This window comes from Dactylosporangium vinaceum, assembly GCF_019904175.1.
Lineage (GTDB): Bacteria > Actinomycetota > Actinomycetes > Mycobacteriales > Micromonosporaceae > Dactylosporangium > Dactylosporangium vinaceum.
This window is the reverse complement of sequence record NZ_CP061913.1, coordinates 8,797,616-8,821,669: the sequence shown is the minus strand read 5'-3', so window position 1 is coordinate 8,821,669 and position 24,054 is coordinate 8,797,616. Positions and strand designations below refer to the sequence as shown.

18 protein-coding genes and 2 pseudogenes are annotated in these 24,054 nt (G+C 74.3%); 13 read left to right on the top strand and 7 right to left on the bottom strand.

What is annotated here, in order from left to right:
- Positions 1–839: 839 nt before the first annotated feature.
- The 3 genes and pseudogenes from Dvina_RS39495 to Dvina_RS39490 all read right to left on the bottom strand — a co-directional run.
- Complete coding sequence (locus tag Dvina_RS39495) at positions 840–2,447, bottom strand: sensor domain-containing diguanylate cyclase (protein WP_223095032.1); 1,608 nt, start codon at positions 2,445–2,447, stop codon at positions 840–842.
- Between the two features lie 123 nt (positions 2,448–2,570).
- The gene (locus Dvina_RS54790) at positions 2,571–3,131 is read right to left on the bottom strand and encodes a GNAT family N-acetyltransferase (RefSeq protein WP_246656642.1); all 561 of its coding nucleotides are present in this window, start codon (positions 3,129–3,131) and stop codon (positions 2,571–2,573) included.
- Positions 3,132–3,155: 24 nt separating this feature from the next.
- Positions 3,156–5,123 (bottom strand): annotated as a pseudogene (locus Dvina_RS39490) (penicillin acylase family protein); the annotation flags it as partial.
- Positions 5,124–5,177: 54 nt separating this feature from the next.
- Here Dvina_RS39490 and Dvina_RS39485 point away from each other — a divergent pair.
- The 7 genes from Dvina_RS39485 to Dvina_RS39455 all read left to right on the top strand — a co-directional run bounded on the left by Dvina_RS39485 (position 5,178) and on the right by Dvina_RS39455 (position 13,711).
- The gene (locus Dvina_RS39485; protein ID WP_223095030.1) at positions 5,178–5,888 is read left to right on the top strand and encodes a siderophore-interacting protein; all 711 of its coding nucleotides are present in this window, start codon (positions 5,178–5,180) and stop codon (positions 5,886–5,888) included.
- Positions 5,885–7,123: an MFS transporter gene (locus tag Dvina_RS39480; protein ID WP_246655610.1), complete on the top strand. Its 1,239-nt coding sequence runs from the start codon at positions 5,885–5,887 to the stop codon at positions 7,121–7,123. Before Dvina_RS39485 ends, Dvina_RS39480 begins: the two co-directional genes overlap by 4 nt.
- On the top strand, positions 7,104–8,597 hold the full coding sequence (locus Dvina_RS39475) for a pyridoxal phosphate-dependent decarboxylase family protein (RefSeq protein ID WP_380028779.1): 1,494 nt from the start codon (positions 7,104–7,106) through the stop codon (positions 8,595–8,597). Before Dvina_RS39480 ends, Dvina_RS39475 begins: the two co-directional genes overlap by 20 nt.
- A gap of 17 nt (positions 8,598–8,614) precedes the next feature.
- Positions 8,615–9,892 (top strand): lysine N(6)-hydroxylase/L-ornithine N(5)-oxygenase family protein, encoded by a 1,278-nt coding sequence (locus Dvina_RS39470; RefSeq protein WP_223105958.1) that lies wholly within the window; start codon positions 8,615–8,617, stop codon positions 9,890–9,892.
- 83 nt (positions 9,893–9,975) lie between these two features.
- Positions 9,976–10,545, top strand: a complete 570-nt coding sequence (locus Dvina_RS39465; RefSeq protein ID WP_246655609.1) for a GNAT family N-acetyltransferase — start codon at positions 9,976–9,978, stop codon at positions 10,543–10,545.
- The gene (locus Dvina_RS39460) at positions 10,542–12,314 is read left to right on the top strand and encodes an IucA/IucC family protein (protein WP_223095026.1); all 1,773 of its coding nucleotides are present in this window, start codon (positions 10,542–10,544) and stop codon (positions 12,312–12,314) included. Before Dvina_RS39465 ends, Dvina_RS39460 begins: the two co-directional genes overlap by 4 nt.
- Positions 12,311–13,711 (top strand): MFS transporter, encoded by a 1,401-nt coding sequence (locus tag Dvina_RS39455; RefSeq protein ID WP_223095024.1) that lies wholly within the window; start codon positions 12,311–12,313, stop codon positions 13,709–13,711. The genes Dvina_RS39460 and Dvina_RS39455 overlap by 4 nt, the downstream gene beginning before the upstream one ends.
- Positions 13,712–13,829: 118 nt before the next feature.
- Here Dvina_RS39455 and Dvina_RS39450 read toward each other — a convergent pair whose 3' ends face one another.
- Both Dvina_RS39450 and Dvina_RS39445 read right to left on the bottom strand, forming a co-directional pair.
- Positions 13,830–15,077, bottom strand: coding sequence for an MFS transporter (locus Dvina_RS39450; RefSeq protein WP_223095022.1), 1,248 nt, complete (start codon positions 15,075–15,077; stop codon positions 13,830–13,832).
- A complete protein-coding gene (locus Dvina_RS39445; protein WP_223095020.1) occupies positions 15,074–15,787 on the bottom strand; it encodes a FadR/GntR family transcriptional regulator in 714 nt (237 codons plus the stop codon). The genes Dvina_RS39450 and Dvina_RS39445 overlap by 4 nt, the downstream gene beginning before the upstream one ends.
- Between Dvina_RS39445 and Dvina_RS39440 the strand changes: the two are divergent.
- Positions 15,786–16,694: pseudogene (locus tag Dvina_RS39440) on the top strand (YndJ family transporter); the annotation flags it as partial. The gene Dvina_RS39445 and the pseudogene Dvina_RS39440 sit on opposite strands and share 2 nt — an antisense overlap.
- Positions 16,695–16,841: 147 nt before the next feature.
- On the opposite strand, the gene Dvina_RS39435 reads toward Dvina_RS39440, so the two are convergent.
- A complete protein-coding gene (locus Dvina_RS39435) occupies positions 16,842–17,576 on the bottom strand; it encodes a siderophore-interacting protein (protein ID WP_223095018.1) in 735 nt (244 codons plus the stop codon).
- A 107-nt stretch (positions 17,577–17,683) separates the two neighbouring features.
- Here Dvina_RS39435 and Dvina_RS39430 point away from each other — a divergent pair, with 107 nt between their 5' ends.
- Complete coding sequence (locus Dvina_RS39430; protein WP_223095016.1) at positions 17,684–18,613, top strand: L,D-transpeptidase; 930 nt, start codon at positions 17,684–17,686, stop codon at positions 18,611–18,613.
- Positions 18,614–18,658: 45 nt separating this feature from the next.
- Here the strand turns inward: Dvina_RS39430 and Dvina_RS39425 are convergent, their stop codons facing one another.
- Positions 18,659–19,906, bottom strand: a complete 1,248-nt coding sequence (locus Dvina_RS39425; protein ID WP_223095014.1) for an alpha-amylase family glycosyl hydrolase — start codon at positions 19,904–19,906, stop codon at positions 18,659–18,661.
- A 122-nt stretch (positions 19,907–20,028) separates the two neighbouring features.
- On the opposite strand from Dvina_RS39425, the gene Dvina_RS39420 reads away from it, so the two are divergent.
- The 4 genes from Dvina_RS39420 (at position 20,029) to Dvina_RS39405 (ending at position 24,001) form a co-directional block, all read left to right on the top strand.
- Positions 20,029–20,922, top strand: coding sequence for an alpha/beta hydrolase (locus Dvina_RS39420; RefSeq protein WP_246655608.1), 894 nt, complete (start codon positions 20,029–20,031; stop codon positions 20,920–20,922).
- Positions 20,923–20,971: 49 nt separating this feature from the next.
- Positions 20,972–22,423, top strand: a complete 1,452-nt coding sequence (locus Dvina_RS39415; RefSeq protein ID WP_223095012.1) for a peptide MFS transporter — start codon at positions 20,972–20,974, stop codon at positions 22,421–22,423.
- A 166-nt stretch (positions 22,424–22,589) separates the two neighbouring features.
- On the top strand, positions 22,590–23,705 hold the full coding sequence (locus Dvina_RS39410) for a WD40/YVTN/BNR-like repeat-containing protein (protein WP_223095010.1): 1,116 nt from the start codon (positions 22,590–22,592) through the stop codon (positions 23,703–23,705).
- Positions 23,702–24,001, top strand: coding sequence for a MoaD/ThiS family protein (locus tag Dvina_RS39405; RefSeq protein WP_223095008.1), 300 nt, complete (start codon positions 23,702–23,704; stop codon positions 23,999–24,001). The genes Dvina_RS39410 and Dvina_RS39405 overlap by 4 nt, the downstream gene beginning before the upstream one ends.
- Positions 24,002–24,054 lie beyond the last annotated feature (53 nt).

The following is a 24,054-nucleotide window of genomic DNA, read 5'->3' as shown; positions in this document are numbered from 1 at the left end:
GCGACCTCGCGGTCCGGCAACGGCCGCTGCGTGACGACCTCGCCGACGGCGACCCGGTGCACGATGTTCGTGCCGATCGGCGCCGACTACACCGTCGACGTCGTCGCCAACGGCCTGCACGGCAGGGACTCGGCCGCGGTGTCGGCGACGACCGCGGCCCGGCCGTCGTTCCCGCCGACGCCGACGTGGCCGCCGGACCTCAACGCGGCGAGCGCGCTGCAGAGCAACCTGGGCTCGGGCAGCATCACGATGCGCCCGGGCGACGGGGTCACGCTGCTGGCGTCGGGCTTCGCGCCGAACTCGTCGGTCCGCTTCGCGGTGTTCACGACGAGGGGGTCGGCCGACCAGCACCCGACGGCCGACGCCGACGTGAAGAAGCGCGACGACGACGCCTCCGCCCAGGCCGCCGCCGGCCCGGTCGTGTCGGTCGACGAGCTCGGCACGCCGACCGTCGCCAACGACGGCACGGCGAGCATCTGGGCGCAGGTCCCGCCCGACTTCACCGGCGACGACGTGGACTTCATGGCCGAGGGCGTGGCACCGGACGGCTCGATCCGCACGCTGGTGCTCGACGTCGACCCGATCCGCACGCCGCCGGTGCTCACGCCGCCTGCGGTGACGCCGCCGGCCGCCGAGCCGGTGGCGGCGCCGGTGCACCGGCCGGTGCGGGCGCCGATCCGCCACGGCGGGTCGTCCGGCGGCCCGGCCGCCCACGGCGCGGACAGCCTGGCCGCGACCGGCGACCCGGTCGCCGCGCTGGCCCTCGCCGGTCTGGTGCTGCTCCTGCTCGGCGCGGGCGCCCTGGTTGCCGGGCGCCGGCCGCGGGGCGGTGCGCCGGCTCAGGCGTCGCCGATCACGTACCGGCCCTTGCCGCTGGACTTGGCCGCGTACATCGCCGTGTCGGCCCGGCGCAGGATGTCGTCGACATCGAGCGCGTCGCCGCTGAGCGCGACCCCGACGCTGGCCGTCACCGGCAGCTCGGTAGCGGCCGCCGGCAGCCCGGCCCCCGGCTCCAGGGGCTGCTCGACGGCGGTGATGATGCGGTGGGCCGCGATCCCGGCGTCGCCCTGGGTCTCCAGCTGCTCGACCAGGACCGCGAACTCGTCCCCGCCGAGCCGGGCCACGGTGTCGGCGGACCGGGTGGCCCGGCGCAGGCGCTCGGCGACCTGGCACAGCACGGCGTCTCCGGCGGTGTGCCCGAGGCGGTCGTTGACCGGCTTGAACCCGTCGAGGTCGATGAAGAGCACGGCGAAGGTCCGCCCGGCCCGCTGGTGGGTGGCGAAGGCGTGCTCGACGCGCTCCCAGAACAGGGCCCGGTTGGCCAGCCCGGTCAGCGGGTCGTGGAGCGCGAGGTGACGCAGTTCGGTCTCGCGGGTGCGCAGCCGGCTCTCGGTCTCCTCGCGGCGGGCGATGTCCTCGCGCAGCGCCAGGGTGGCCGCGGCGACCTGGGCCACGGCCCGGTCGCGGGCGCTGGTCAGGGTGCCGACGAGCACGGCCAGCAGGACGGTGACGACGATGCCGCCGGTGAGTGTCAGTGACGTCATCCGCCGGTCGTTGGCCGACAGCAGCCGGTCGGTGGGGGAGACGGAGAGCAGCCAGCTGCGCTGCCCGACCTCGATCACCCGGTCCCGGTCGAGGGCCGCGGTGCCGGCCTCGGGCGTGCCGGCCGACGCGGTGGCGATCAGCTGCTGCTGGTTGCCGTCGTGCTCGGTGAGCGTGAGCTGGACGGACCCGCGCGCCTGGGCCTGCAGCGTGGCCGTCATGAAGTCGGTGCCGCGCAGGCTGATCACGATCCAGCCGCGGAACTGCCGCGGGTCCCAGCCGCCGTCGGCGAAGCCGTAGACGGGCTGGACGAGCGTCACCGAGCGCTGCTGGGCCGCGGCCGGCAGCTTGCGGTCGCGCAGCAGCACGTAGCTGCGGGAGATGGCGAACGCGCCCGAGTCGCGGGCGATGCGCAGCGCCTCCATCGCCTCCGCGGCCTGGCTCAGGTCGCGGCCCGCGATCGTGTTCCGCCCGTCGAAGGAGCGGTCGAGCACGGCGAAGGCGTGCTCGGTGCCGAATACCGGGCTCACCGGGGTGAGGGTCAGGTCGGTCGCGCCGCGGGCCCGCCAGTCGGCCTGCAGCGCGGCCGTCCCGGCGTCGGCGGCCGGGACCACGAACGTCACCGCGGCCGCGGCGGGCAGCCGCTGGCGGTTGAGGCCGGAGGTGAGCGCGGCGAAGTCGGCCGCCGTCAGGTCGGTCTCGGCCCCCAGCCCGACGGCCAGGTCGGCCAGGGTGTGCTGGTAGTCGCCGACCTCGTCGGCCACGGCGGCCAGGGCGTCGTCGGTGTAGCGGTCCATCATCTGCCCGGCGTAGCGGCGCTCGCCCTGCCGGACGAGCACCGCGGTGACCACCGACAGCCCGGCGCCGATCACCAGCACGACGGCGACGACCGCCATGGTGACCATGCGGCGCCGTTCCTCGGGCGCCGCTCCTGTCGAACCCCGCATACCTGTGGCATCGGCGCACCCGCGGCCGACATGTGCGTTCTCCCGGACGCGTCCCCTCGCCCGCTCGCCGTTGCGGGGCCGCTACCCGGCCACGGCGTAGCGCTGCTCGAAGCGGTCGCGGGTCAGGAAGGCCAGGCGGGCGCGCTTGGTGGGCATGTCGACCTCCTCGTCGAACGTGAAGCCGGACAGCTCCAGGCGGCGCAGGGCCAGGTGGTTGCGCACGTCCGGCTCCACGACGAGGCGGACGGCGGCCGGGTCCTGGAACAGGAACCGGGCCAGGGCGGCGCCGACGGCCTCGGTCAGGCCCTTCGGGGGGCGCCGGCCGGGGGCCATGAGCAGGTGCATGCCGACGTCGCCGGGCCGGACCGGGTAGCGCTCGCCGACCGGGTCGGCGGCGGGCTCGTAGCTCTGGAAGAGGCCGATCGGGTGGTCCTCGAGGCGGATCAGATAAGCGTGGTGGGTGGACAGGCCGTCGACGAACTCGTAGATCTCGCGGACGTCGTCGACCGAGTGGCCGAGCATGCCCCAGAACGCGGCGCGGCGCTCGGTCACCCAGGCGTGGACGAGTGCCGCGTCGGCCGCGGGGTCGAGTGTGGTGAGAGTCAGCCGGCCCAGGCCGGGAAGGTCCTCGCGGTACAGCATCGGTGGTTGCTCCTCAGCGGGGGGTAGCGGGATCAGGTGGCCGGCGGCCCAGAGCTCGAGCTGGTCGGCGAAGTGCGCGTCGGCGGGGTCGCCGGAGGCGCCGAAAGGCACGATCCAGCCGCCGGCCGCGCGGTCGCCGAGGTGCCAGACGTATCGGGCGACGGGGCCGCGCCAGCAGGCGTCGGAGACGCCCGGCACGCTGGAGGTGGCGAGCACCGCGTCGGTGTCGCCGGACAGCGGCACGGCGAGGCGCGCCGCGGCGGCGGCCGGGTGGACACCCAGGTGGACCGGGTGCAGCACGTGGCGCTCGCCCCACGGACCGAAGCCGGCCGCGGCCACCTCATCCAGCGCGGCCGCGGCGGCCGGCTGCGGATCGCCGCCGAGCGCGGGCAGACCGGTGATGACCCCGTCGAGGGCGAGGCCGATGCGGCTCGCCGGGTCGGTCCACGGCGCGAACACCTCGTCGAACCCGGACGGTGCGTGCAGCGGGGCCAGCACCGGGTGCGCGGCGATGCGGCGGGCCAGTGCGGAGCGCCAGGCGGCGAACGCCCCCGCGTCGAGGCCGGCGGCGGACATCCGGCCGTCCCAGGCCAGCAGCCGGTCGCGCAGCGGGTGGGCGGGCAGCCGGGCGAGCAGCCCCCGCAGGACGCCGTGCGGGACGGTGTCGTCGACGTGGATCGCGTTCGCGGGGACGCCGTCGCCGAGGAGGGCGCGGATGCGGGCGGCCCGGTGCGGCGGGGCGAAGTCGCGGGCGAGGGCGGCGACGTCGGGGCGGCGGTCGTTGGCGTGCACGGCCAGGCGGGCGACGTCCGCGGCGGCTCGCGGCGCACTGCCGGGCCGCCAGTGGTAGGCCGGGTCCCAGGCCGGCACCGGCTCGCGCGTGTTGCGCTCGTCGCGCACCGGCACGCGCCCGGCGACGAGCTGCCGTACGGTGCCGGTGCGGTCGGCGACCAGGACGCTGTTGACGGGCTCGACCCAGTGCCGCAGCGCCGCCTCGACATCCTGCACGCGGCGGGCCCGCAGGAGCGGCAGGAGTGCCTCGAACCCCAGGTCCGCGTCGACGTGGGCGGGGGTGCGCAGGCTCAGCGCCGTACCGCCGCGTTCGCAGTCGATGACCGGGCCGCGGGCCGTCACCAGGATCTCCACCGGCACGGGCGCGGCGCCGCGGACCGCGACGTGCTCGACGTGGGCGGCGACGGGTGACCAGCCGCCGGCCTCGCGGGCCTCGATCCGGTCACCGGTGCGGCGCAGCTCCTCGCGGTAGAGGTCCTGATAGTCGGCCATGGCGTTGGTGATCGCCCAGGCGACCGGCCCGGCGTGGCCGAAGTGCGGCAGGCCGGGCACGCCGGGGAAGGCGAACCCGACGACGTCGAAGCCGGGGCCGGTCAGCCGCACCTGCTGGTAGATGCCGGGCAGTTCGAGCAGGCGGTGGGGGTCGCCGGCGATGAGGGCCGGGCGGCCCGTCGCGGGGTCGCCGGCCAGCGCCCAGGCGTTGCTGCCGGAGCCGGCCGGGCCTTCGCCGTCGAACAGGCCGACCGCGGCCGGGCCGAGCGTGGCGCTGACGTGGGCGCGCCACAGCTTGTTGGGGAAGGAGCCGAACAGGATGTGCTGGACCAGGAACACGCCGAGCGGCGACCACGGCCGCCACGGGTCCGGCCGGGCGCCGACCAGCTCGAACTCGGGCGCGCGGGTGACGGCCAGCGCGGCGTTCACACCGTCCACATAGGACTGCACCCAGCGCCGGGTGGGCAGGCTGAGGCGCTCGTAGCAGCGCCGGGCGGTGTCGTCGAGCCGGGCCCGGCGGGCGAAGCGGTCCCACGGCACTTCGGCCGGGCCGAGCCGCTCGGCGAGGCGGCCCTCACCGCGCCACTTCTCGACCTGGATCTGCCAGGCCCGGTCGGTGGCGGCGGCGTATCCCTGCAGGTAGGCGACCGCGTCGGCGGTGTCGCCGCGCAGGTGGGCGATTCCCCACGCATCCCGGTGGATGTGCAATTGCTTCACTTAGGTTACCCTCCCCTAACTAAGGACAGCCTAACTGGAGGATGCGTGCAGCGGAACTGGGAAGCGCTCGTGCTGCGAGCCATGGGCGGCCGGAACTTCCGGCTGACCGTGCTCGGCACCGAGTCCGTCGGCGACGGCTACCGCCGCCTGCGCCTCGACGGCGGCGGCCTGCTCGAGGCGTGCGACATCCACCCGACCATGTGGGTCCGGCTGTGGTTCGACAACGACGGCAAGGCCCATCAGCGCGCCTACACCCTCGTCGACCCCGACCCCGCCACCGGTACGTTCGACCTCGTCTTCGCGCTGCACGACGGGTGCGCGGCCCGCTGGGCGAGCGGCGCCACGCCCGGCGACACCATCGACGCCACCGTGCAGGGCACCGGCTTCCGCTGGCCCGACCCGCCCCCGCGCCACGTGTTCGCGGTCGGCGACGCGGCGTCGCTGCCGGCCGTCAACAGCCTCCTCGACGCGGCCGGCGACAGCCCCGCGACCGTGTGGCTGGAGTACGCCCACGAGGCCGAGCGGGTGCTGCCGGTCCGCTCCCGGGCCATCGACACCGTGCACTGGCTGCCCCGGCAGGACGGCGGCCGGCTGCTGCTCGACACGGTCAAGGCCGGGCTGCGCGACGCCGACGGCGCCTTCTACTGGGTGGCCGCCGAGGCGGCGAGCACCCGGGCCCTGGCCCGGCACCTGCGCAAGGACCTCGGCGTCGACAAGCACCGGGTCTGCGCCCTCGGCTACTGGAGCGCCGCGTGAACCGCCACACCATCACGTTGCTGATGCTGTACGTCACCCAGTACATCGGCGTCGGGTTCATCACCATCGGCCTCGTCGCGATCCTCCGGGCCGGCGGCACCCCGCTGGAGACGCTCGGCGCACTCACCCTCATCGGCCTCGTCTGGCCCCTCAAGGTGCTGTGGGCGCCGCTGCTGGACCGCTACGGCTCCCGGTCCCGCGGCCACTACCGCTCGTGGCTGCTCGTGCTGCAGTCCGGGCTCGTCGTCACGCTGCTGGCCCTCCTGCCGTTCGACCCGCCCGGCGCCCGGCTGGGCGCGGTCGTGCTCGTGTGCACCGTCTACGTGCTGCTCTCGGCCACGCAGGACATCGCCGTCGACGCGATAGCGGTGCGGCTGCTGGCGCAGGACGAGCGGGGCACCGGCAACGGCGTGCAGCTGGCCGGGGTCTCCCTCGGCACCGTGCTCGGCGGTGGCGTGTGCCTCGTCGCCTACGACCGGCTCGGCTGGGCCGCCGCGGTGCTGCTGCTGGCCGGGCTCACCGCGGCCGGGCTGGTGACGGTGTGGCGCTTCCGGGAGCCCGAGCGGCTCGACCGCCTGCCCGGTGCCGGTGACGCCTACCGGGCGCTGCTGTCGGTGTTCGGCCAGCCCGGCGCCCGGCAGTGGACGTTCGTCGTGGTCTCCCTGCTGTACGTCGGCTCGGGCGCGGCCTGGGCGCTCGTCACCCCGGCGCTCGTCGACGCGGGGTGGTCCGAGGCCCGCATCGGCACCGTCACGGGGGTCGTGGTCAGCATCCCGGCCGTCGTCGCCGGGCTCGTCGCCGGCGGGCTCGTCGGCCGGTTCGGGCGGGGCCGGGTCCTCGCCGGGGCCGGGTCCCTGCTGGCCCTGGCCGCGCTCGGGCTGCTGCCGCTGCTCGGCGGGGCGGCCCCGGCGGCCGGGACGGTACTCGCCCTGTGCGCGTTCATGGCCGCGTACACCGCCGTCAACGTCGTCGTCTACACGGTCAACATGGACTACTCGCGGCCCCGGACCGGCGGCACCGACTTCACGATGCTCTCCGCGGTGGGGCTGGCGGTCTCGTTCGTCGCCGCCTCGGCCGGCCTGGCCGCCGCCGCGTGGATCGGCTACCCGGCGGTGGCCGCCGGCTCGGTCGCCGTCCTCGCCGGGGGCATCGCCCTCGGCCTGCGCCATCAGCGCCGGCACGGCCCGGCCCCGGTTCCCGCCCCTCAGCTCAAGGATGACCATGCGACTGCCTGATGCCCGCGCGCACCTGCTCACCAATGCGACGGCGGACCGGTACCGGCGAACCCTCATGGACGGCGTCGAGCGGGTCGCGGCCCGAATCGCCACCACCGAGCGGCCCTTCACCGGCATCACGCCCGACCGTCTCGCGGCCGAGGTCGGCGCGGTCGACCTGGACCGGCCACTGGGCGACCCCCTCGCGGCGCTCGACGAGCTCGAGAACGTGTATCTGCGCGACGCCGTGTACTTCCACCACCCCCGCTACCTGGCCCACCTCAACTGCCCGGTGGTCATCCCGGCCGTGCTCGGCGAGGCGGTGCTGTCGGCCGTCAACTCCTCGATGGACACCTGGGACCAGAGCGCCGGCGGCACCCTGATCGAGCGGCGGCTCGTCGACTGGACCGCCGCGCGCATCGGCTTCGGCCCGGCCGCCGACGGCGTGTTCACCAGCGGCGGCAGCCAGTCCAACCTGCACGCGCTGCTGCTGGCCCGGGAGGAGGCGCTCGCCGCCGTCGCGCTGCCCCGCGCCGAGGTGCTGCCCCGGCTGCGCATCCTCGCCTCCGCAGCGGGGCACTTCAGCGTGCAGAAGTCGGCGAAGCTGCTCGGCCTGGACCCGGACGCGGTCGTCACCGTGGGCGTCGACGCCGACCGGCGGATGCGACCGGGCGCCCTGCACCGGGAGCTCGTCCGCTGCCGCGAGCGCGGCCAGATCGTCATGGCGGTGGTCGCGACCGCCGGCACCACCGACTTCGGCTCGATCGACCCGCTGCCGGCGATCGCCGAGCAGTGCGCGGCGGCCGGCGCGTGGCTGCACGTCGACGCCGCCTACGGCTGCGGGCTGCTCGTCTCACCCACCCGGCGGCACCTGCTGGCCGGCATCGAGCGGGCCGACTCCGTGACCGTCGACTACCACAAGTCGTTCTTCCAGCCGGTGAGCTCCAGCGCGCTCGTCGTGCGGGACCGGCAGGCGCTGCGCCACGCCACCTACCACGCCGACTACCTCAACCCGGCCCGCATGGCCGAGCAACGCATCCCCAACCAGGTCGACAAGAGCCTGCAGACGACCCGCCGCTTCGACGCGCTCAAGCTGTGGATGACACTGCGGATCATGGGGGCCGACGCGATCGGGGCGCTCTTCGACGACGTCGTCGACCGGGCGGCCGCCGCCTGGGACATGCTCGCCGAGGACCCGCGGTTCGAGGTGGTGACCCGCTCGTCGCTGAGCACCGTCGTGTTCCGCTACCTGCCGACCGGGCCGGGCCGGGTCCACGCCGACGCGGTGAACCTGCACGCCCGCGAGGCCCTGGCCGCCTCCGGAGCCGCCGTGGTGGCCGCCACAAAGGTCGACGGCCGCCACTTCCTCAAGTTCACCCTGCTCAACCCCGAGACCACCGTCGAGGACATCGCCATCGTCCTGGAGCTTGTCGCCCGGCACGCCGGGCACTACATCGACCGCGTCACCGCCCCCATGCTCGCCTGCAACGCCTGATGAGCGCTGGAGACACCGTGCACACCTACGACGTCATCGGCATCGGCCTGGGCCCGTACAACCTCGGCCTGGCCTGCCTGATCGAGCCCATCGACGAGCTGGACGGGCTGTTCCTGGAGGCCCGGTCGCAGACGGAGTTCGGCTGGCACCAGGGCATGATGGTCGAGGGCACGCACCTGCAGACGCCGTTCATGTCGGACCTGGTGACGCTGGCCGACCCCACCTCGCGGTACTCCTTCCTCAACTACCTCAAGGAGACCGGCCGGCTCTACCCGTTCTACATCCGGGAGAGCTTCTACCCGCTGCGCAGCGAGTACAGCAACTACCTGCGGTGGGCGGCCGGGCGGCTCGGCAGCGTGCGCTTCGGCCAGGCGGTCAGCGCGGTGCGCTACGACCCGGCCGACGGCTGCTACACCGTCCACATCGGGGACTCCACCGCGCACCGGGCCCGGCACCTCGTCGTCGGCACGGGCACCCAGCCGTACGTGCCGCCGGCCTGCGCCGGGCTGGGCGGCGACGTGCTGCACACCGCGCGCTACCTCGAGCACCGCGAGGCGCTGCGGGCCAAGCGCAGCATCACCGTCGTGGGCAGCGGCCAGAGCGCCGCCGAGATCTACCGGGACCTGCTCGGGGACATCGACTCCCACGGCTACCAGCTGCACTGGGTGACCCGCTCGCCGCGGTTCTTCCCGCTGGAGTACACGAAGCTCACGCTGGAGATCACGTCGCCGGACTACATCGACTACTTCCACGCGCTGCCCGAGGCGGCCCGCTACGGGCTGGAGTCCGCGCAGAAGGGCCTCTACAAGGGCGTCAACAGCGACCTGATCAACGAGATCTACGACCTGCTCTACACCAAGAGCGCCAACGGTGCGGTACCGACGCGGCTGCTGACGAACACCGCCTTGGTCACCGCCGCGCACGACCCGCACAGCGGCACCTACACGCTCGGCCTGCGCCACGAGGAGCAGGGCCGCACGTTCGAGCTCACCACCGAAGGGCTGATCCTGGCCACCGGCTACCGGTTCACGCCGCCCGCCTTCCTCGACGGCGTGCGGGACCGGCTGCGCTGGGACGGGCGGGGCCGGCTCGACGTGGCCCGCAACTACAGCGTCGACGTGACCGGCCGCGGGGTCTTCCTGCAGAACGGGGGCACCCACACACACGGCATCACCTCACCCGACCTCGGCATGGGCGCCTACCGCAACTCGTACATCATCCGCGAGCTGCTCGGCCGCGAGCACTACCCGATCGAGAAGCACATCGCCTTCCAGGAGTTCGGAGTGGGGGCGTGAGCGGTACGCAGCGCAGCGGAGTGGCCGCTCACCAGGTGGTGCAGGGTAAGAGCGCCACCGCCGGAGCTTGCGGAGGCGGGGGCGTGAGCGGTACGCAGCGCAGCGCGGTGACGTTCCGCCGCGGTGACTTCGGGCTGCGCCCGCTCGACGCCGACGCCGATGCACCGCTGCTGCACCGCTGGGTGACGCATCCGAAGGCGGTGTTCTGGCTGATGCAGGACGCCGACGTGGCCGCCGTCGCCGCCGAGTACCGGCGCATCGCGGCCCACCCGTACCACGACGCCTTCCTCGGGCTGTACCGCGGCGAGCCCGCGTTCCTGGCCGAGCGCTACGACCCGGGCCAGGTCGAGCTCGCCGGGCTCTTCGACGCCCGCGACGGCGACGTCGGGATGCACTTCCTCACCGCGCCGGCCGGCACGCCCGTGCCCGGCTTCACCCGCGGCGTCATCACGACCGTCATGGCGTGGCTGTTCAGCGACCCGGCCACCGGCCGGGTCGTCGTCGAGCCCGACGTGCGCAACACCGCCGTGCACGCCCTCAACGCCGCCGTCGGCTTCCGCGTCGTCGGCCCGGTCGTCAAGCCCGAGAAGACCGCACTGCTGAGCGTGTGCACGCGCGAGCAGTTCCTCACCGCAACCGGAGTGCCCGCGTGAACCTCACCGCCACCGCCCACCTGGACCCCGCCCACTGGGCCGCCGCGAACCGGCAGCTGGTGCGCAAGGCGCTTGCCGAGTTCAGCCACGAGCGGCTGCTGACGCCGCGGCCCGACGGCGACGCGTACGTGGTCCACGGCGACGACGGCACGGTGGAGTACCGCTTCACCGCGGTGCTGCGGGCCCTGGACACGTGGCAGATCGACGCCGGCAGCATCACCCGGCGGCGGGGCGGCACCGAGCTGCCCGTCGACGCCGTCGAGCTGGTGCTGGACCTGCGCCGGACGCTCGGGCTGCGCGACGAGATCCTGCCGGTGTACCTCGAGGAGATCACCGCGACCCTCGCCTCCAGCGCCTACAAGCGCAGCCGGGCCGGCGTCTGCGCCCGCGACCTGGCCGGCGCCGACTTCCAGACGATCGAGGCCGGCATGACCGAGGGCCACCCCGGCTTCGTCGCCAACAGCGGCCGCATCGGCTTCGGCGTCGACGACTACCACCGCTACGCCCCCGAGGTCGCCGCGCCGGTCCGGCTGATCTGGCTCGCCGCCCACCGCGACCACGCCACCTTCACGTGCAGCGCCGACACCGACTACGACCGGCACCTGCGGGCCGAGCTCGGCGACGACGCCCTCGCCGGCTTCGCCGCCACGCTGGCCGACCTCGGCCTCGACCCCGGCGACTACCTGCTCATCCCGGTCCACCCGTGGCAGTGGTGGAACAGGCTGGCGGTGACCTTCGCCGGTGAGCTGGCCACCCGGCGGCTCGTCGTCCTCGGCCGCGGGCCGGACGAGTACCTGGCCCAGCAGTCGATCCGCACGTTCTTCAACGCCTCCCACCCGCAGCGGCACTACGTCAAGACGGCGATCTCGGTGCTGAACATGGGGTTCATGCGGGGCCTCTCGGCCGCGTACATGGAGGCCACGCCGGCCATCAACGACTGGCTGGCCGACCTCATCGCCGGCGACGAGCTGCTCAAGGCGACAGGCGTGGGCATCCTGCGGGAGCGGGCCGCCGTCGGCTATCGGCACCGGCAGTTCGAGGCGGCCACCGACAGCTACTCGCCGTACCGCAAAATGCTCGCCGCCCTCTGGCGGGAAAGCCCGGTGCCGGGCCTCGCCCCCGGCGAGCGGCCGGCCACCATGGCCTCGCTGCTGCACGTCGACGAGCGCGGACACTCGCTGGCCGCCGCCCTCGTCGAGCGCTCCGGCCTGGCGCCCGCCGCGTGGCTGCGCCGCTACCTCGACGCCTACCTGACCCCGCTGCTGCACAGCTTCTACGCCTACGACCTGGCCTTCATGCCGCACGGCGAGAACGTCATCCTGGTCCTCGACGGCGACGTGGTGACCCGGGTGCTGCTCAAGGACATCGCCGAGGAGATCGTCGTGATGGACCCCGGCGCGCCGCTGCCGCCGGCGGTCGAGCGGGTCCGGGCCGACGTCCCCGAGCCGCTGCGGCTGCTGTCCATCTTCACCGACGTGTTCGACGGTTTCCTGCGCTACCTGAGCGCGATCCTCGCCGAGCGCGACGTCCTCCCGGAGCACGAGTTCTGGGGCACCGTCGCGGCCTGCGTCGCCGATTACCAGTCGGGTGTACCGCACCTGCGCGAGCGGTTCGCGCGCTACGACCTGTTCGCGGCGGAGTTCGCGCTGTCCTGCCTCAACCGTCTGCAGCTGCGCGACAACCGTCAGATGGTCGACCTGGCCGACCCGTCGGCGGCGCTGCAGTTCGCCGGCACACTGCGCAACCCGCTCGCCGCGTTCAAGCCGTGACGCGGCGCTGGCTCGTGCTGGCCGTGCTGTGCCTGGCCGAGCTCGTCGTCGTGCTGGACAACACCGTGCTCAACGTGGCGGTGCCGGTGCTGGCCACCGAGCTGCGGGCCGACACCGCCGGCGTGCAGTGGACGATCAACGCCTACGCGCTCGCCCAGGCCGGGCTGCTGCTCGCCGCCGGCTCGGCCGCGGACCGCTACGGCCGGCGGCGGATGCTCCTGCTCGGCCTGGCGATCTTCGGGGCCGGCTCGCTGGCCGCCGGGTTCGCCGGGTCGGTGGCCCAGCTCGTCGCCGCCCGGGCGGTCATGGGGGCCGGCGGCGCGCTGCTCATCACCGGCACCCTCGCCGTGGCGATCCAGGTGTTCGACGCGACCGAACGGCCGCGGGCCATCGCGATCTGGGCGGCGGTGAACGCCCTGGGCTTCGCCGCCGGCCCGCTCGTCGGCGGACTCGTCCTGGCCCACCTGCGCTGGGGCGCGATCTTCCTGGTCAACGTGCCGCTGGTGCTGGCCGGGCTGGCGGCGGTCCGGGCGCAGGTGCCGGAGTCACGCAGCGCGGGCGGTGGCCGGCCCGACGTCGTCGGTGCGGCCCTGGCCACGCTCGGGACCACCGCGATCGTCTACGCCATCATCGCCGTCGAGCCGGTGGCCGCGATCGCCGGCGTGCTCACCCTCGTGGGGTTCCTGCGCTGGGAGCGGTACACCGGCCATCCGATGCTCGACCCGGCGTTGCTGCGCAACCGCCGCTTCGTCGGCGCCGTCACCGGGGTCCTGCTCATCACGTTCGGCAGCGCCGGTGCACTGTTCCTGCTCACCATGCAGCTGCAGTTCGTCCGGGGCTACTCGCCGCTGGAGGCCGGACTGCACGTCGCGCCGTTCGCGCTGACCGTCGTGGCGTTGAGCGCCACCGGCGCCGGCCCGCGCCTGATCCGCGTGTCGGGCCTGCCGCTCGCCATCGCCGCGGGCATGACGCTGCTCGCCGCCGGCCTCGCCGTTGTCGCGCTGGCCGGCCCCGGCTACGGCGCCCTGCTGACCGGCCTGATCCTGATGGGTGCCGGCTGCGCCGTGGCCAACCCGGCGATGGTGGAGGCCGTCGTCGGCGCCATCCCGGCCGACGACGCCGGTGCGGGCGCGGGCGTCGAGGGCACGATGACAGAGCTCGGCACCAGTCTCGGCGTCGCCGTGCTCGGCACCCTCATGCACGCCCGCTTCACCGCGCTGCAGCCCACCGCCGGTCCGCTCCCGGCCGCCCTCACCACGGCGCCGATGGCGGCCGAGCGACACGCGGTCCTGGACGCGTTCGCCGCGGCCCTGGCCCTCGGTCAGGGCGTCGGCGCCGGGGCGGTCCTCGCCGGCGGCTGGCTGGCCGCCCTCCTGCTGCGCCGGGCGAACGCATGAGCCACCCGTGGCCGACGATGGCCTCGACCGGGCACAGCGCTGTTCAGTCCGGCGGATCGGCTCAGGGTGCCGGAGCCGCTCCCGAGCCGCAGGCCCGCCTATGTCCACAGTGGACTGTTTACCCGATGGTGCGGCTGCGCCCGGCGAGGTAGCCGAACACGATCAGGACGGCGTCGAGCCCGACGACGGTGAGCAGGGCCGGCGTCCACGAGCCGGTGGCGTCGTGCAGGGCGCCGGCCGCGATCGGACCGGCCGCGGCGACCATGTAGCCGACCGCCTGGGCCATCCCGGACAGCGCCGCCGCCTGCGTGTGGTGGCCGGTCCGCAGGCCGAAGAACGACAGTGCGAGCACGATGCCGAAGCCGCCCGCGACGCCGGCCAGGCTGCTCCAGACCGCGCTGTACTGCGGCGCGGTCAGGATCCCCGTGACCGCGATCCCGTAGAGGACGGGGGTGAGCACGCCGAGCGGCCGCTGGTCACGCAGCCGGGCGATGAGTGTCGAGCAGCCGATGCTGCCCGCGATCCCGAACCCGTTGAGCAGCAGCTGGTGCACGCCGGCGGCGGTCGCGTCGATGCCGGCCGCCTTCTCGATCGACGGCAGCCAGGTGATGAGGATGTAGTAGCCGATGGACTGCAGTGCCATGAACGCGGTGACCTGCCAGCCGAGCGCGGTGCGCCAGGGGCTGCGCCCGGCCGCGGGCGCCGGAGCCGCCGGCGACCGATCCTGTCCGGACCGACGAGGCCCGTGCCGCCTGATGTGGGCCGGCTCCGGCGCGACCGTCCGCCGGCGCAGCTGCGGAGCCAGGACCGCGAGCGCGATCAGGGCCAGCCCGGCCCACATGCCGAGCGGGAGCCGCCATCCGGCCGCGGTCAGGCCCGCCACCGGCACCGCCACACCCGCCGCCGTCGCCGCGAAGACCGACTGGACCACCGAGTAGGCGCCTGTCACCTGCCCGATCCGGCCCGGGAAGTCGCGCTTGACCAGGGCCGGTAGGACGACGTTGAGCACGGCGACGGCGACGCCGAGCAGCGCCGTGCCCAGCCACAGCAGGGGCAGGCCCGGCAGCGACCGGACCACCAGCCCGGCGGCCAGCACGACGAGCCCGCCGCCGAGCGCCCGCTCGATGCCGGTCCGGCGGGCCAGTGCGGGCGCGAACGGCGACACCACCGCGAACGCGACGAGCGGCAGGCTGATGAGCGCCGACGCGGTGAGCGACGACAGGCCGAGGTCGCGGCGCAGCTCGTCGAGGACGGGCCCGACGGTCGTGATGCCGGCCCGCAGGTTGCCGGCGACGAGCAGCAGCCCGGCCAGCACGAGTGCCGGGCTGAGCGCGCGGGTCTCGGCGCGGGTCTCGGTGATGGTCATCGGTCGCGCTCCGGGGTCCTGCCGTCTTCGCGGACGGCGAATTCGTGGGTCAGCCGGGCCATGTGCTCGGCCGCGGCCGCCGCGGCGCCGGCATCCCGGGCGGCTACGGCGTCGACGATCGCGGCGTGCGCCGCGTCGATCTCGGGCAGCTCCGGGTAGGCGGCGATGTCGACACCCGGCGCGTTCAGGTGCCGCAGGTCCCGCTCGTTGCCGCCCGCACCCCGGTACAGCTCGGCCAGCAGTGCGTTGCCCGACGCCTCCATCAGCAGCCGGTGGAAGGCGATGTCGGCCGCCGCGTAGGTCGCGCCGTCGGCCGCGTCCGCCCGGGCCCGCAGCGCCGCCCTGAGCCCGTGCACCTGCTCCGGGGTGGCCCGGACCGCCGCGAGCCGCGCTCCTTCGCGCTCCAGCAGGAGCCGTACCTCGGCCACGTCGGCCGCCCGGTCCTGCTCCAGCCGGCGGGCCAGCGCGGGGGCGAGATCACTTGTGGCGACCACGAACGTTCCGTAGCCGGCCCGTGCGCCCAGGATGCCCGCATGCACCAGGGAGCGCAGCCCCTCCCGGACGCTGTTGCGGCTCACGCCGAGCTCACGGGTCAGCTCGAGCTCGGTGGGCAGCAGGGAGCCGACGGGAAACTCGCCGTCGGCGATCCGGCGGCGCAGCTGCCCGGCGACCTGCTCGGCCAGGGACACGGCGTGACTGAGGCGGGCCATGATGCCCAGTCAACCATTGAGCCAAATGTCGGACAATGGGCCCGACCTGCGCGGTTGTGTGGCGTCCCCCTCAGGTCGCGCGCGGGGCCGAGGTTGCTATCCTCGATTTGAACACGTTCAACAACGGGGGAGGCCGAGGATGGGGCTGGCGGCGTGGGCGCGGCTGCTCGTGGCGGCGCTGGTGGGGCTGGGCATGCTCGTGGTGGTGCCGCTCGGGCTGGGGCTCATCGCGGGCGGCGGTGGATGGCCGCTGCGCCGGCGGTGGGTGTGGTTCGCGGGAGCGGTGCCGGGGGCGGTCTCGCTGTGGCTGCCGCGCGGGCCGCTCGCGACCGGGCTCGCGGCCGCGTACCTGGCGGTCGCGCTCGTGCTGGCGGCCGGCGCGCCGCGGTGGCTCCTCCGCGGAAAGTTCACGGAGGCATCGGTGGCGCCGGCGGTGGCCGGGTGGCGGGGGTGGCTCGTTCGCGGGGACCTTGCGGTGGCGACGGCGCTCGTGACGCCGGCGATCGCGGGGGCGGCGCTGGTGGCGGAGCGGGCCGGGCTGCGGCTGTTCGGCTTCCGGCTCGACACGCTCGCGCTCACCGAGGCCCACTTCCACTACGCCGGCTTCGCCGCGGCGCTGGTGGCCGGGCTGGTCGCGGGCGGCGGCGGCCGGGCCGGGCGGGCCGCGGCGCTCGCGGTGCCGGGCGGCACGCTCATCGTGCTGGCCGGGTTCTTCCTGGGGAAGTGGGTGGAGTTCGCCGGTGCCGCCGTCCTCACCGCCGGTATGTGGCTGGCCGCCTGGGCGGCCCGGCGCTCGGCCCGCGGCGGCGATCGGGCGGCCCGGCTGCTGCTGACGGTGTCGGGCGTCGTCCTCGCCGCCACGATGCTGCTGGCCCTGGACTGGGCGGCCGGGCACGTGATGCCAGTGCCGCACCTGTCGCTGACCTGGATGGCGGCCACCCACGGCGTGGCCAACGCGCTCGGGTTCGCGCTGTGCACGCTGCTGGCCTGGCGCCGCCTGCGGTCAACCGGCCCTGGACCCCGGGCCGCCGGCCCGGTCGCGCCGGGCTTCGGGTCAGCCGGCGCCGGCGCCGAAGCCGGGGCGCCCCGCGGTCCACTGGGGCTGGACGTGGACCGCGCGGCGGGGGAAGCCGTGGTGCTCGATGAGCGTGCGCTGGATCAGGCGGCAGGTTTCGCTCTCGCCCGCGATGTAGGCGGCTCCGGTGCCGGCGGAGGGAATGGCGAGGTCGTGGACGGCGTGCTGGAGCACCCGTGAGGCGACCGCGCTCGCCGTGCCGCGGTGGACCCAGGGCAGCGGGGGGACGCCGTCGCGGCCCGGCATCTCGTCCTGCGGGCCGGCGCACTCGAAGACACCGACGACCGGGCGGTCGCCGGTGCGCAGGGCGGCCCGCATGGCCAGGAGCGGTACGGCACCCGTCTCGTCGCCGGCGAACAGGTGGAACGCCGCCGCGTCGACCACAGTGATCTTGCTGCGCGGGGGCTCGACGGTGACGCGGTCGCCCGGTGCGGCGCGGCGGGCCCAGTCGCAGCCGGGGCCGCCGCCGTCGTGCACGGCGATGCGCAGCGACAGGCGGGACTCGGCGGGGCTGTGGCGCCAGATGGAGTACACCCGGCGGGCCTTTGCAGTTGCGGTGGGCACCCGCACGACGAGGTGCGCGCCCGGGTGCAGCCGGAGGCGGGGGACGTCCGGGCCGACGAGGTCGATCTGGCGCATGGACGCCGTGACGTCGTGCACGGCCTCGACCCGGGTGGGCAGCTCGGCCCGGGGCGCCCGGCGCGGGTACGTCACGGCCGCGAGCCTATCGGGGGGACACCGGCGCCGCCGGTAGGGTACGGCTGGCGATATGGGCGCGGGCGGGGCATTGTCGTCCTATGAGATTTGCTCGGCATTGGCGGATGGCAGTGGTGCTGGTCACATTCGGCGTCGGCCTGTCCGCGTGCGGCGGGGGGTCGCCGCAGGCCGCATGGCAGTCGCCGGGGGCTTCCGGGGCGGCGGGACAGCCGGCCGCGCAGAGCCCGTCGGCGTCGCCCGCCCCATCGGGCAAGCCGGTGCACGTCCGGCTGTACGAGAAGGACGGGACGACCTACGGGGTCGGCATGCCGATCATCGCGTACCTGTCGGCGTCGATCACCAGCGCGAAGGACTTCGCGGCGGCAACGCAGGTGACGGTCAACGGGGCGCCGGCCGACGGTTCGTGGTACTTCCAGAAGTCCGCGATCTACGAGGGTTACCCGCTGGAGGCCCACTACCGCCCGGCCGAGTTCTGGCCCGCGCACGCCTCCATCCACATGGATCTGTCCGCGAAGGGCCGGTCGGCCGGCCCCGGCCTGGTGTTCGACAACAGCCTGACCATGGACATCAAGACCGGCCCGGCGAACATCGGCAAGGTCGACGGCAAGACCCTGCGGATGGTCGTCACCTCGGACGGCAACCAGGTCTTCGACTTCCCGGTGTCGCTGGGCAAGGCGAGCACGCCCACGTTCAACGGCACCAAGGTCGTGATGGGGAAGTCCGCCGTCGAGCGCATGGTCGGCGATGGCTACGACGAGAAGGTGCCGTGGTCGGTGCGCATCACCAACTCCGGCGAGTACGTCCACTCGGCCAGCTGGAACGGCGGCAACATCGGTCAGCGCAGCACCTCCCACGGCTGCACCAACCTCACCGAGGCCAACGCCAAGTCGTACTTCGACTTCGCGCAGATCGGTGACCCGATCACGTACACGAACACCGGCGGCCCGACGATGCCCACCTGGGACGGGTACGGCGACTGGAACGTGCCGTGGACCACCTGGCAGGGCGGCGGCACGGTCCCGAGCAACAAGTAGCGCCCCGCCCCGAGCCCACGGCGGCGGCCGCCGCCGCCGTGCGGCTCAGGCGAGGATCGACCAGCCGTGCGGCGGGACGGTCGTCAGGGTCCGGGCGTCGCCGGGGTTGTCCGACTCGGCCAGGGCCAGGCCGGTGACGTCGACCGAGAAGGTCACCGCCGTGTCGCCGGTGTTGAGCAGCGTGACGATCCGCTCGTCGGCGGCGGTGGAGACCAGGGCGACAGCGGTGTTCGCCAGGTGCTGCGGGCGGGTGCGGGCGCGAGCGAGCCACGGGTGGCGGCGGCGCAGGCCGATGAGGCGTTGGTGGAGGCGGTACACCGGCCAGCCGAACGGGGCCAGGTCGGCGGGGCCGGCCGGGAACGCGGGGCGGACGGCGTCGTCGCCACCGGGGCGGTCCTCCTTGAGGCCGCGGAACGCCTGTTCGTCGCCGTAGTACACGCTCGGGGCGCCGCCCACCGTGAACAGCACGGCCAGGGCGTGGCCGAGGTGGCGGTCGTCGGTGAGCCGGGTGGCCAGGCGGGTGACGTCGTGGTTGCCCACGAACGTCAGCGGCAGCCCGGCCTCCAGCACGCCGTTGTGGCGCTCCAGCGACCAGGCGAGCTCGAAGAAGTTGCCGTCGTTGAGGCTGCTCCAGATCGCCTTCCACAGCTCGTACTGCGTGATCGAGTCGAGCCCGCTCGCGGCGAGGTAGGCCGGGTAGTCGCCGTGGATCACCTCGCCGGTGAACCAGGCCTCCGGGTGGTGCGGGCGGACCTGGTCCAGGGCCGCGCGCCAGAACCCGGGCGGGACGGCGTATGCGGCATCGAGCCGCCAGCCCGATGCGCCCCGGCGCAGCCAGTGGTCCATCACCTGGACGACGTAGGCGAGGACCTCGGGCTCGTCGTGGTTCAGCGCGACGAGGCCGTGGTGGCCCTCGAACACCGCGAGGTCGTCGGGGGCCGGGCCGGTCCGGCGAAACCAGTGCTCCGGGGCCTTGAAGCCGCGGCCGACGTGGTTGAACACGCCGTCGAGCAGCAGGCGCAGGCCCCGGTCCCGGCACGCCGCGGCCAGCTCGTCCCAGTCGGCGTCGTCGCCGAGGCGGGGGTCGATGCGCAGGTGGTCGAGCGTGTCGTAGCCGTGTGTCTCGGCGGCGAATATCGGGCCGAGCTGCAGCCCCGACACCCCGAGCTCGACGGCGTAGTCGAGCCAGTCGACAAGCCGGGTCAGCCGGTGCCCGGGTGCCGCGTTCAGCGCATCGGTGAAGCCGAGCGGGTACACCTGCCAGAAAATGGAATGGTCGGACCATCGCCTCATGCGTGTGAGGCTAGTCCGGGCACCAGGCCCGGCCGCGGCGCACGTAGGCCGTGCGCTCGTGGGTGGCGAACCGGTCGTGGACACCGCGGGGCCGGCGGTGCCGGGCGCCCTAGCATGGGGCCGTGCCCGCAGACTTCATCGCCGATGAGCAGCTCGCCGCAGTGTTGCGGGCGGCCGCGTCGCCGCCGGGCGGTGCCGCACCGAGCATTGCCGAGCTGCGCCGGGCGGCGCGGGCGCGGGCGGCGCTGCGCGGGCCGGGGCCGGCGATGGCCACCGCCGACGCGGTGCTGGGCGGCGTGCCGGTGCGGGTGTACCGGCCCGGGCGCTCCGCCGTCATCGTGTACTGCCACGGCGGCGGGTTCGTGCTCGGGGACCTGGACACGCACGATCCGCAGGTGCGGCGGCTCGCCGCGGCCACCGGGGCGACAGTCGTCGCGGTCGGCTACCGGCGGGCGCCGGAGCATCCGTGGCCGGCGGCGGTCGACGATGCCGTCGCCGTGCTCGCGGCGGTGGGCGGCGGCGGTCGCGGCGTGGCGGTGGCGGGGGACTCGGCCGGTGGGCTGATCGCGATGCTTGCCGCGATCCGCGTGCTCGGGGAGGTACACCTGACGGCTCAGCTTCTGGTTTGTCCGAACACTGATCCCTCGCTCGGCTCGGCGAGTGTCGAGCAGAAGGCGCGGGGGTGGCTGCTCGATGCCGACGTGCTGCGCGAGTGGGTGGCGATGTGGCTGCCCGATCCGGCGCTGCGGCAGTCGGCTCAGGTCAGCCTGCTGCGGACTGATCTCCGGCAGCTGCCGCCGGCCGTGATCGTGACGGCGGAGCACGATCCGCTGCGCGACGAGGGTGACGCGTACGCCGCCCGGCTGCGGGAGGCCGGGGTGGCGGTGGTGCACCGCTGCGAGCCGGGGCTGGTGCACAACTTCCCGACGCTGCGTGACGTGTCGCCCGCCTGTGCCGCGGCCGAGGACCGGTTTCTGGATGACGCGGCGGCACTGCTGCGGATCGACGGCGATTAATCGCTCCGGCGAGGCATGACCCGGCCCGTGGGGGGTAGGCGCGTTGGGTATGACGGTGCGGGAGGCGCGGGAGCGGACGTTCTTCGGACAGCCCAGGGTGCTCGCGAACCTGTTCGGCGTCGAGCTGTGGGAGCGGTTCTCGTTCTACGGCATGCAGGGCATCCTGCTCATCTACCTGTACTACTCGGCCGCGCGGGGCGGGCTCGGCGTCGACGAGACCACCGCCACGAGCATCGTCGGCGCGTACGGCGGGGCGGTCTACCTGTCGACGATCCTCGGTGCCTGGGCGGCCGACAGGTTGTTCGGACCCGAACGGGTGCTGTTCGCCAGCGCTGCGCTCGTCATGGCCGGGCACATCTGCCTCGCAGTGCTGCCGGGGCTCACCGGTGTGGCCGCCGGGCTGATCCTCATCGCCGTGGGCAGCGGCGGGGTGAAGGCGAACGCGACGGCGCTCGTCGGCGGGCTGTACCCGCCGGACGACCCGCGCCGCGACGCCGGGTTCTCGCTGTTCTACCTCGGCATCAACCTCGGGGCGCTGGCCGGGCCGCTGCTCACGGGCCTGCTGCAGCAGGAGGCCGGGTTCCATTACGGCTTCGCGCTGGCCGCGCTGGGGATGGCGGTGGGGCTGGTGCAGTACACCTTCGGGCGCCGGAGCCTGGCCGGGCCGGCCCGGGAGGTGCCGAACCCGCTCCCGCCCGAGCGCCGCCGGCTGGTCGCGGTGGCCGGGGTGGCCGCGGTGGCGGTCATCGCCGGGGCCGCGGTCATGGGGCTGCTGCCGGCGCGGCACCTGGCGACGATCGTCGTGGTGGTCAGCGCCGTCGCCTCGGTCGCGTACTTCGGCGTCATCCTGACCGCCCGGACCGTCACCCGCGTCGAGCGGCGCCGGATGCTCGCGTTCATCCCGATGTTCCTGGCCAGCGTCGTGTTCTGGTCGCTGTACCAGCAGCAGTTCACCGTCGTGACCGTGTACTCCGACCAGCGGCTGGACCGCTCGATCCTCGGGTGGGAGATGCCGGTGTCGTGGGTGCAGTCGATCAATCCGGTGTTCATCATCGTGCTGTCGGGTACGTTCGCCGCGATCTGGACCCGGCTGGGCGACCGGCAGCCGTCGACGCCCGCCAAGTTCGCGGCCGGCACCGCCGTCATGGGCCTGGGCTTCCTGCTGTTCCTGCCGCTGGCCGGCGGCGGCCCGAACAGCGCGCCGCTGCTCGCGCTGGCCGGGATTCTGCTGGTGTTCACGGTCGCCGAGCTGCTGCTGTCGCCGGTCGGGCTGTCCCTGGCCACGAAGGTCGCGCCGGCCGCGTTCCGCACGCAGACGGTGGCCCTGTTCTTCCTGTCGGTGGCGCTCGGCACGGCGATCTCGGGGGTGCTCGCCCGCTACTACAGCGCGGACGACGAGACCTGGTACTTCGGCATCCTGGGCATCGCGGCCCTGCTCGTCGGCGCGCTGCTGGCCGCGCTGACGCCGCTGATCCGGCGGCTGCTGAGCGGCGTGCGGTGAGGCGGGCGCTGCTCTTCCCGGTCCGGTAGCGCCACGGCGGCCGCGCCGCCCGGCCGGCCGGCCGACGGTGATGCCGCGGCACGACCGCGGCGCGGGTACCTCTTCGGGGCGTTGTCCGCGCCGAGGCGGGTGGATCCGTGGCAGTATCCGGGGCGGAGGTGGCGCCATGACCGCAGTACGGGTGCTGGTGGGGACGCGCAAGGGAGCGTTCGTCCTCACCGCCGACGGCACGCGCAAGGACTGGACAGTCGACGGCCCGCACTTCGGCGGCTGGGAGGTGTTCCACGTCAACGCGTCAGCCGCGGACCCCGACCGCCTGTACGCGTCGCAGTCGGGCGGCTGGTTCGGGCAGCTGATCCAGCGCTCGGACGACGGCGGCCGCACGTGGGAGCCGGTCGGCAACGACTTCGCCTACCGCGGCGCGGTCGGCGAGCACCTCTGGTACGACGGCACCCCGCGGCCGTGGGAGTTCAAGCGCATCTGGCACCTCGAGCCGTCCCGCGACGACCCGGACACCGTCTACGCCGGGGGCGAGGACGCCGCGCTGTACCGCTCCACCGACGGCGGCCGCGAGTGGCACGAGCTGACCGGCCTGCGCAACCACGAGTCGGGCCCGCGCTGGCAGCCCGGCGCCGGCGGCATGTGCCTGCACACGATCATCCTCGACCCGGTCCACCGCGACCGGATCTACGTCGCGATCTCCGCCGCCGGAGCGTTCCGGTCCGACGACGCCGGGCAGACCTGGCGGCCGATCAACCGCGGTCTCGTCTCCGGCCAGATCCCGGACCCGGACGCCGAGGTCGGCCACTGCGTGCACCGGCTGGCCATGCACCCGACCCGCCCTGACGTGCTGTTCATGCAGAAGCACTGGGACGTCATGCGCACCGACGACAGCGGCGAGTCATGGCGGGAGATCAGCGGCGACCTCCCGAGCGACTTCGGCTTCCCCATCGCCGTTCACGCGCACGAGCCGGACACCGTCTACGTCGTGCCGATCACGAGCGACTCCGAGCACTACGTTCCCGACGGAAGGCTCCGGGTGTACCGCTCCCGCTCCGGCGGTGACGAATGGCAGCCGCTCACCCGGGGTCTGCCCCAGGAGCACTGCTACGTGAACGTGCTGCGTGACGCCATGGCGGTGGACACGCTCGACTCCTGCGGGGTGTACTTCGGCACCACCGGCGGCCAGGTGTACTGCTCCGCCGACAGCGGCGACTCGTGGGCGCCGATCGTGCGCGACCTGCCCGCGGTGCTGTCGGTCGAGGTGCAGGTCCTGCCGTGATCCGCGTCGTGCTGCCCCCGCACCTGCGCAACCTGGCCCGGGCCGGGCACGAGGTGGAGCTGTCGGTGCCGGGGCCGCCGACGACCCTCGGCGCCGTGCTTGACGCGCTGGAGGAGCGGTTTCCGGTGCTGCGGGGCACGCTTCGCGACCGGGGGACCGGGCGGCGGCGGGCGTTCGTGCGCTTCTACGCGTGCGAGGAGGACCTCTCCAACTCCGCACCGGACACGCCACTGCCGGACCCGGTCGCCGCCGGACGCGAGCCGTTGCTGATCATCGGGGCGATGGCCGGCGGCTGAGGCGGCCTTCGCTCCCATCCGGCGGCTTCCGTTCACGTCCGCCGGCCTCCCGC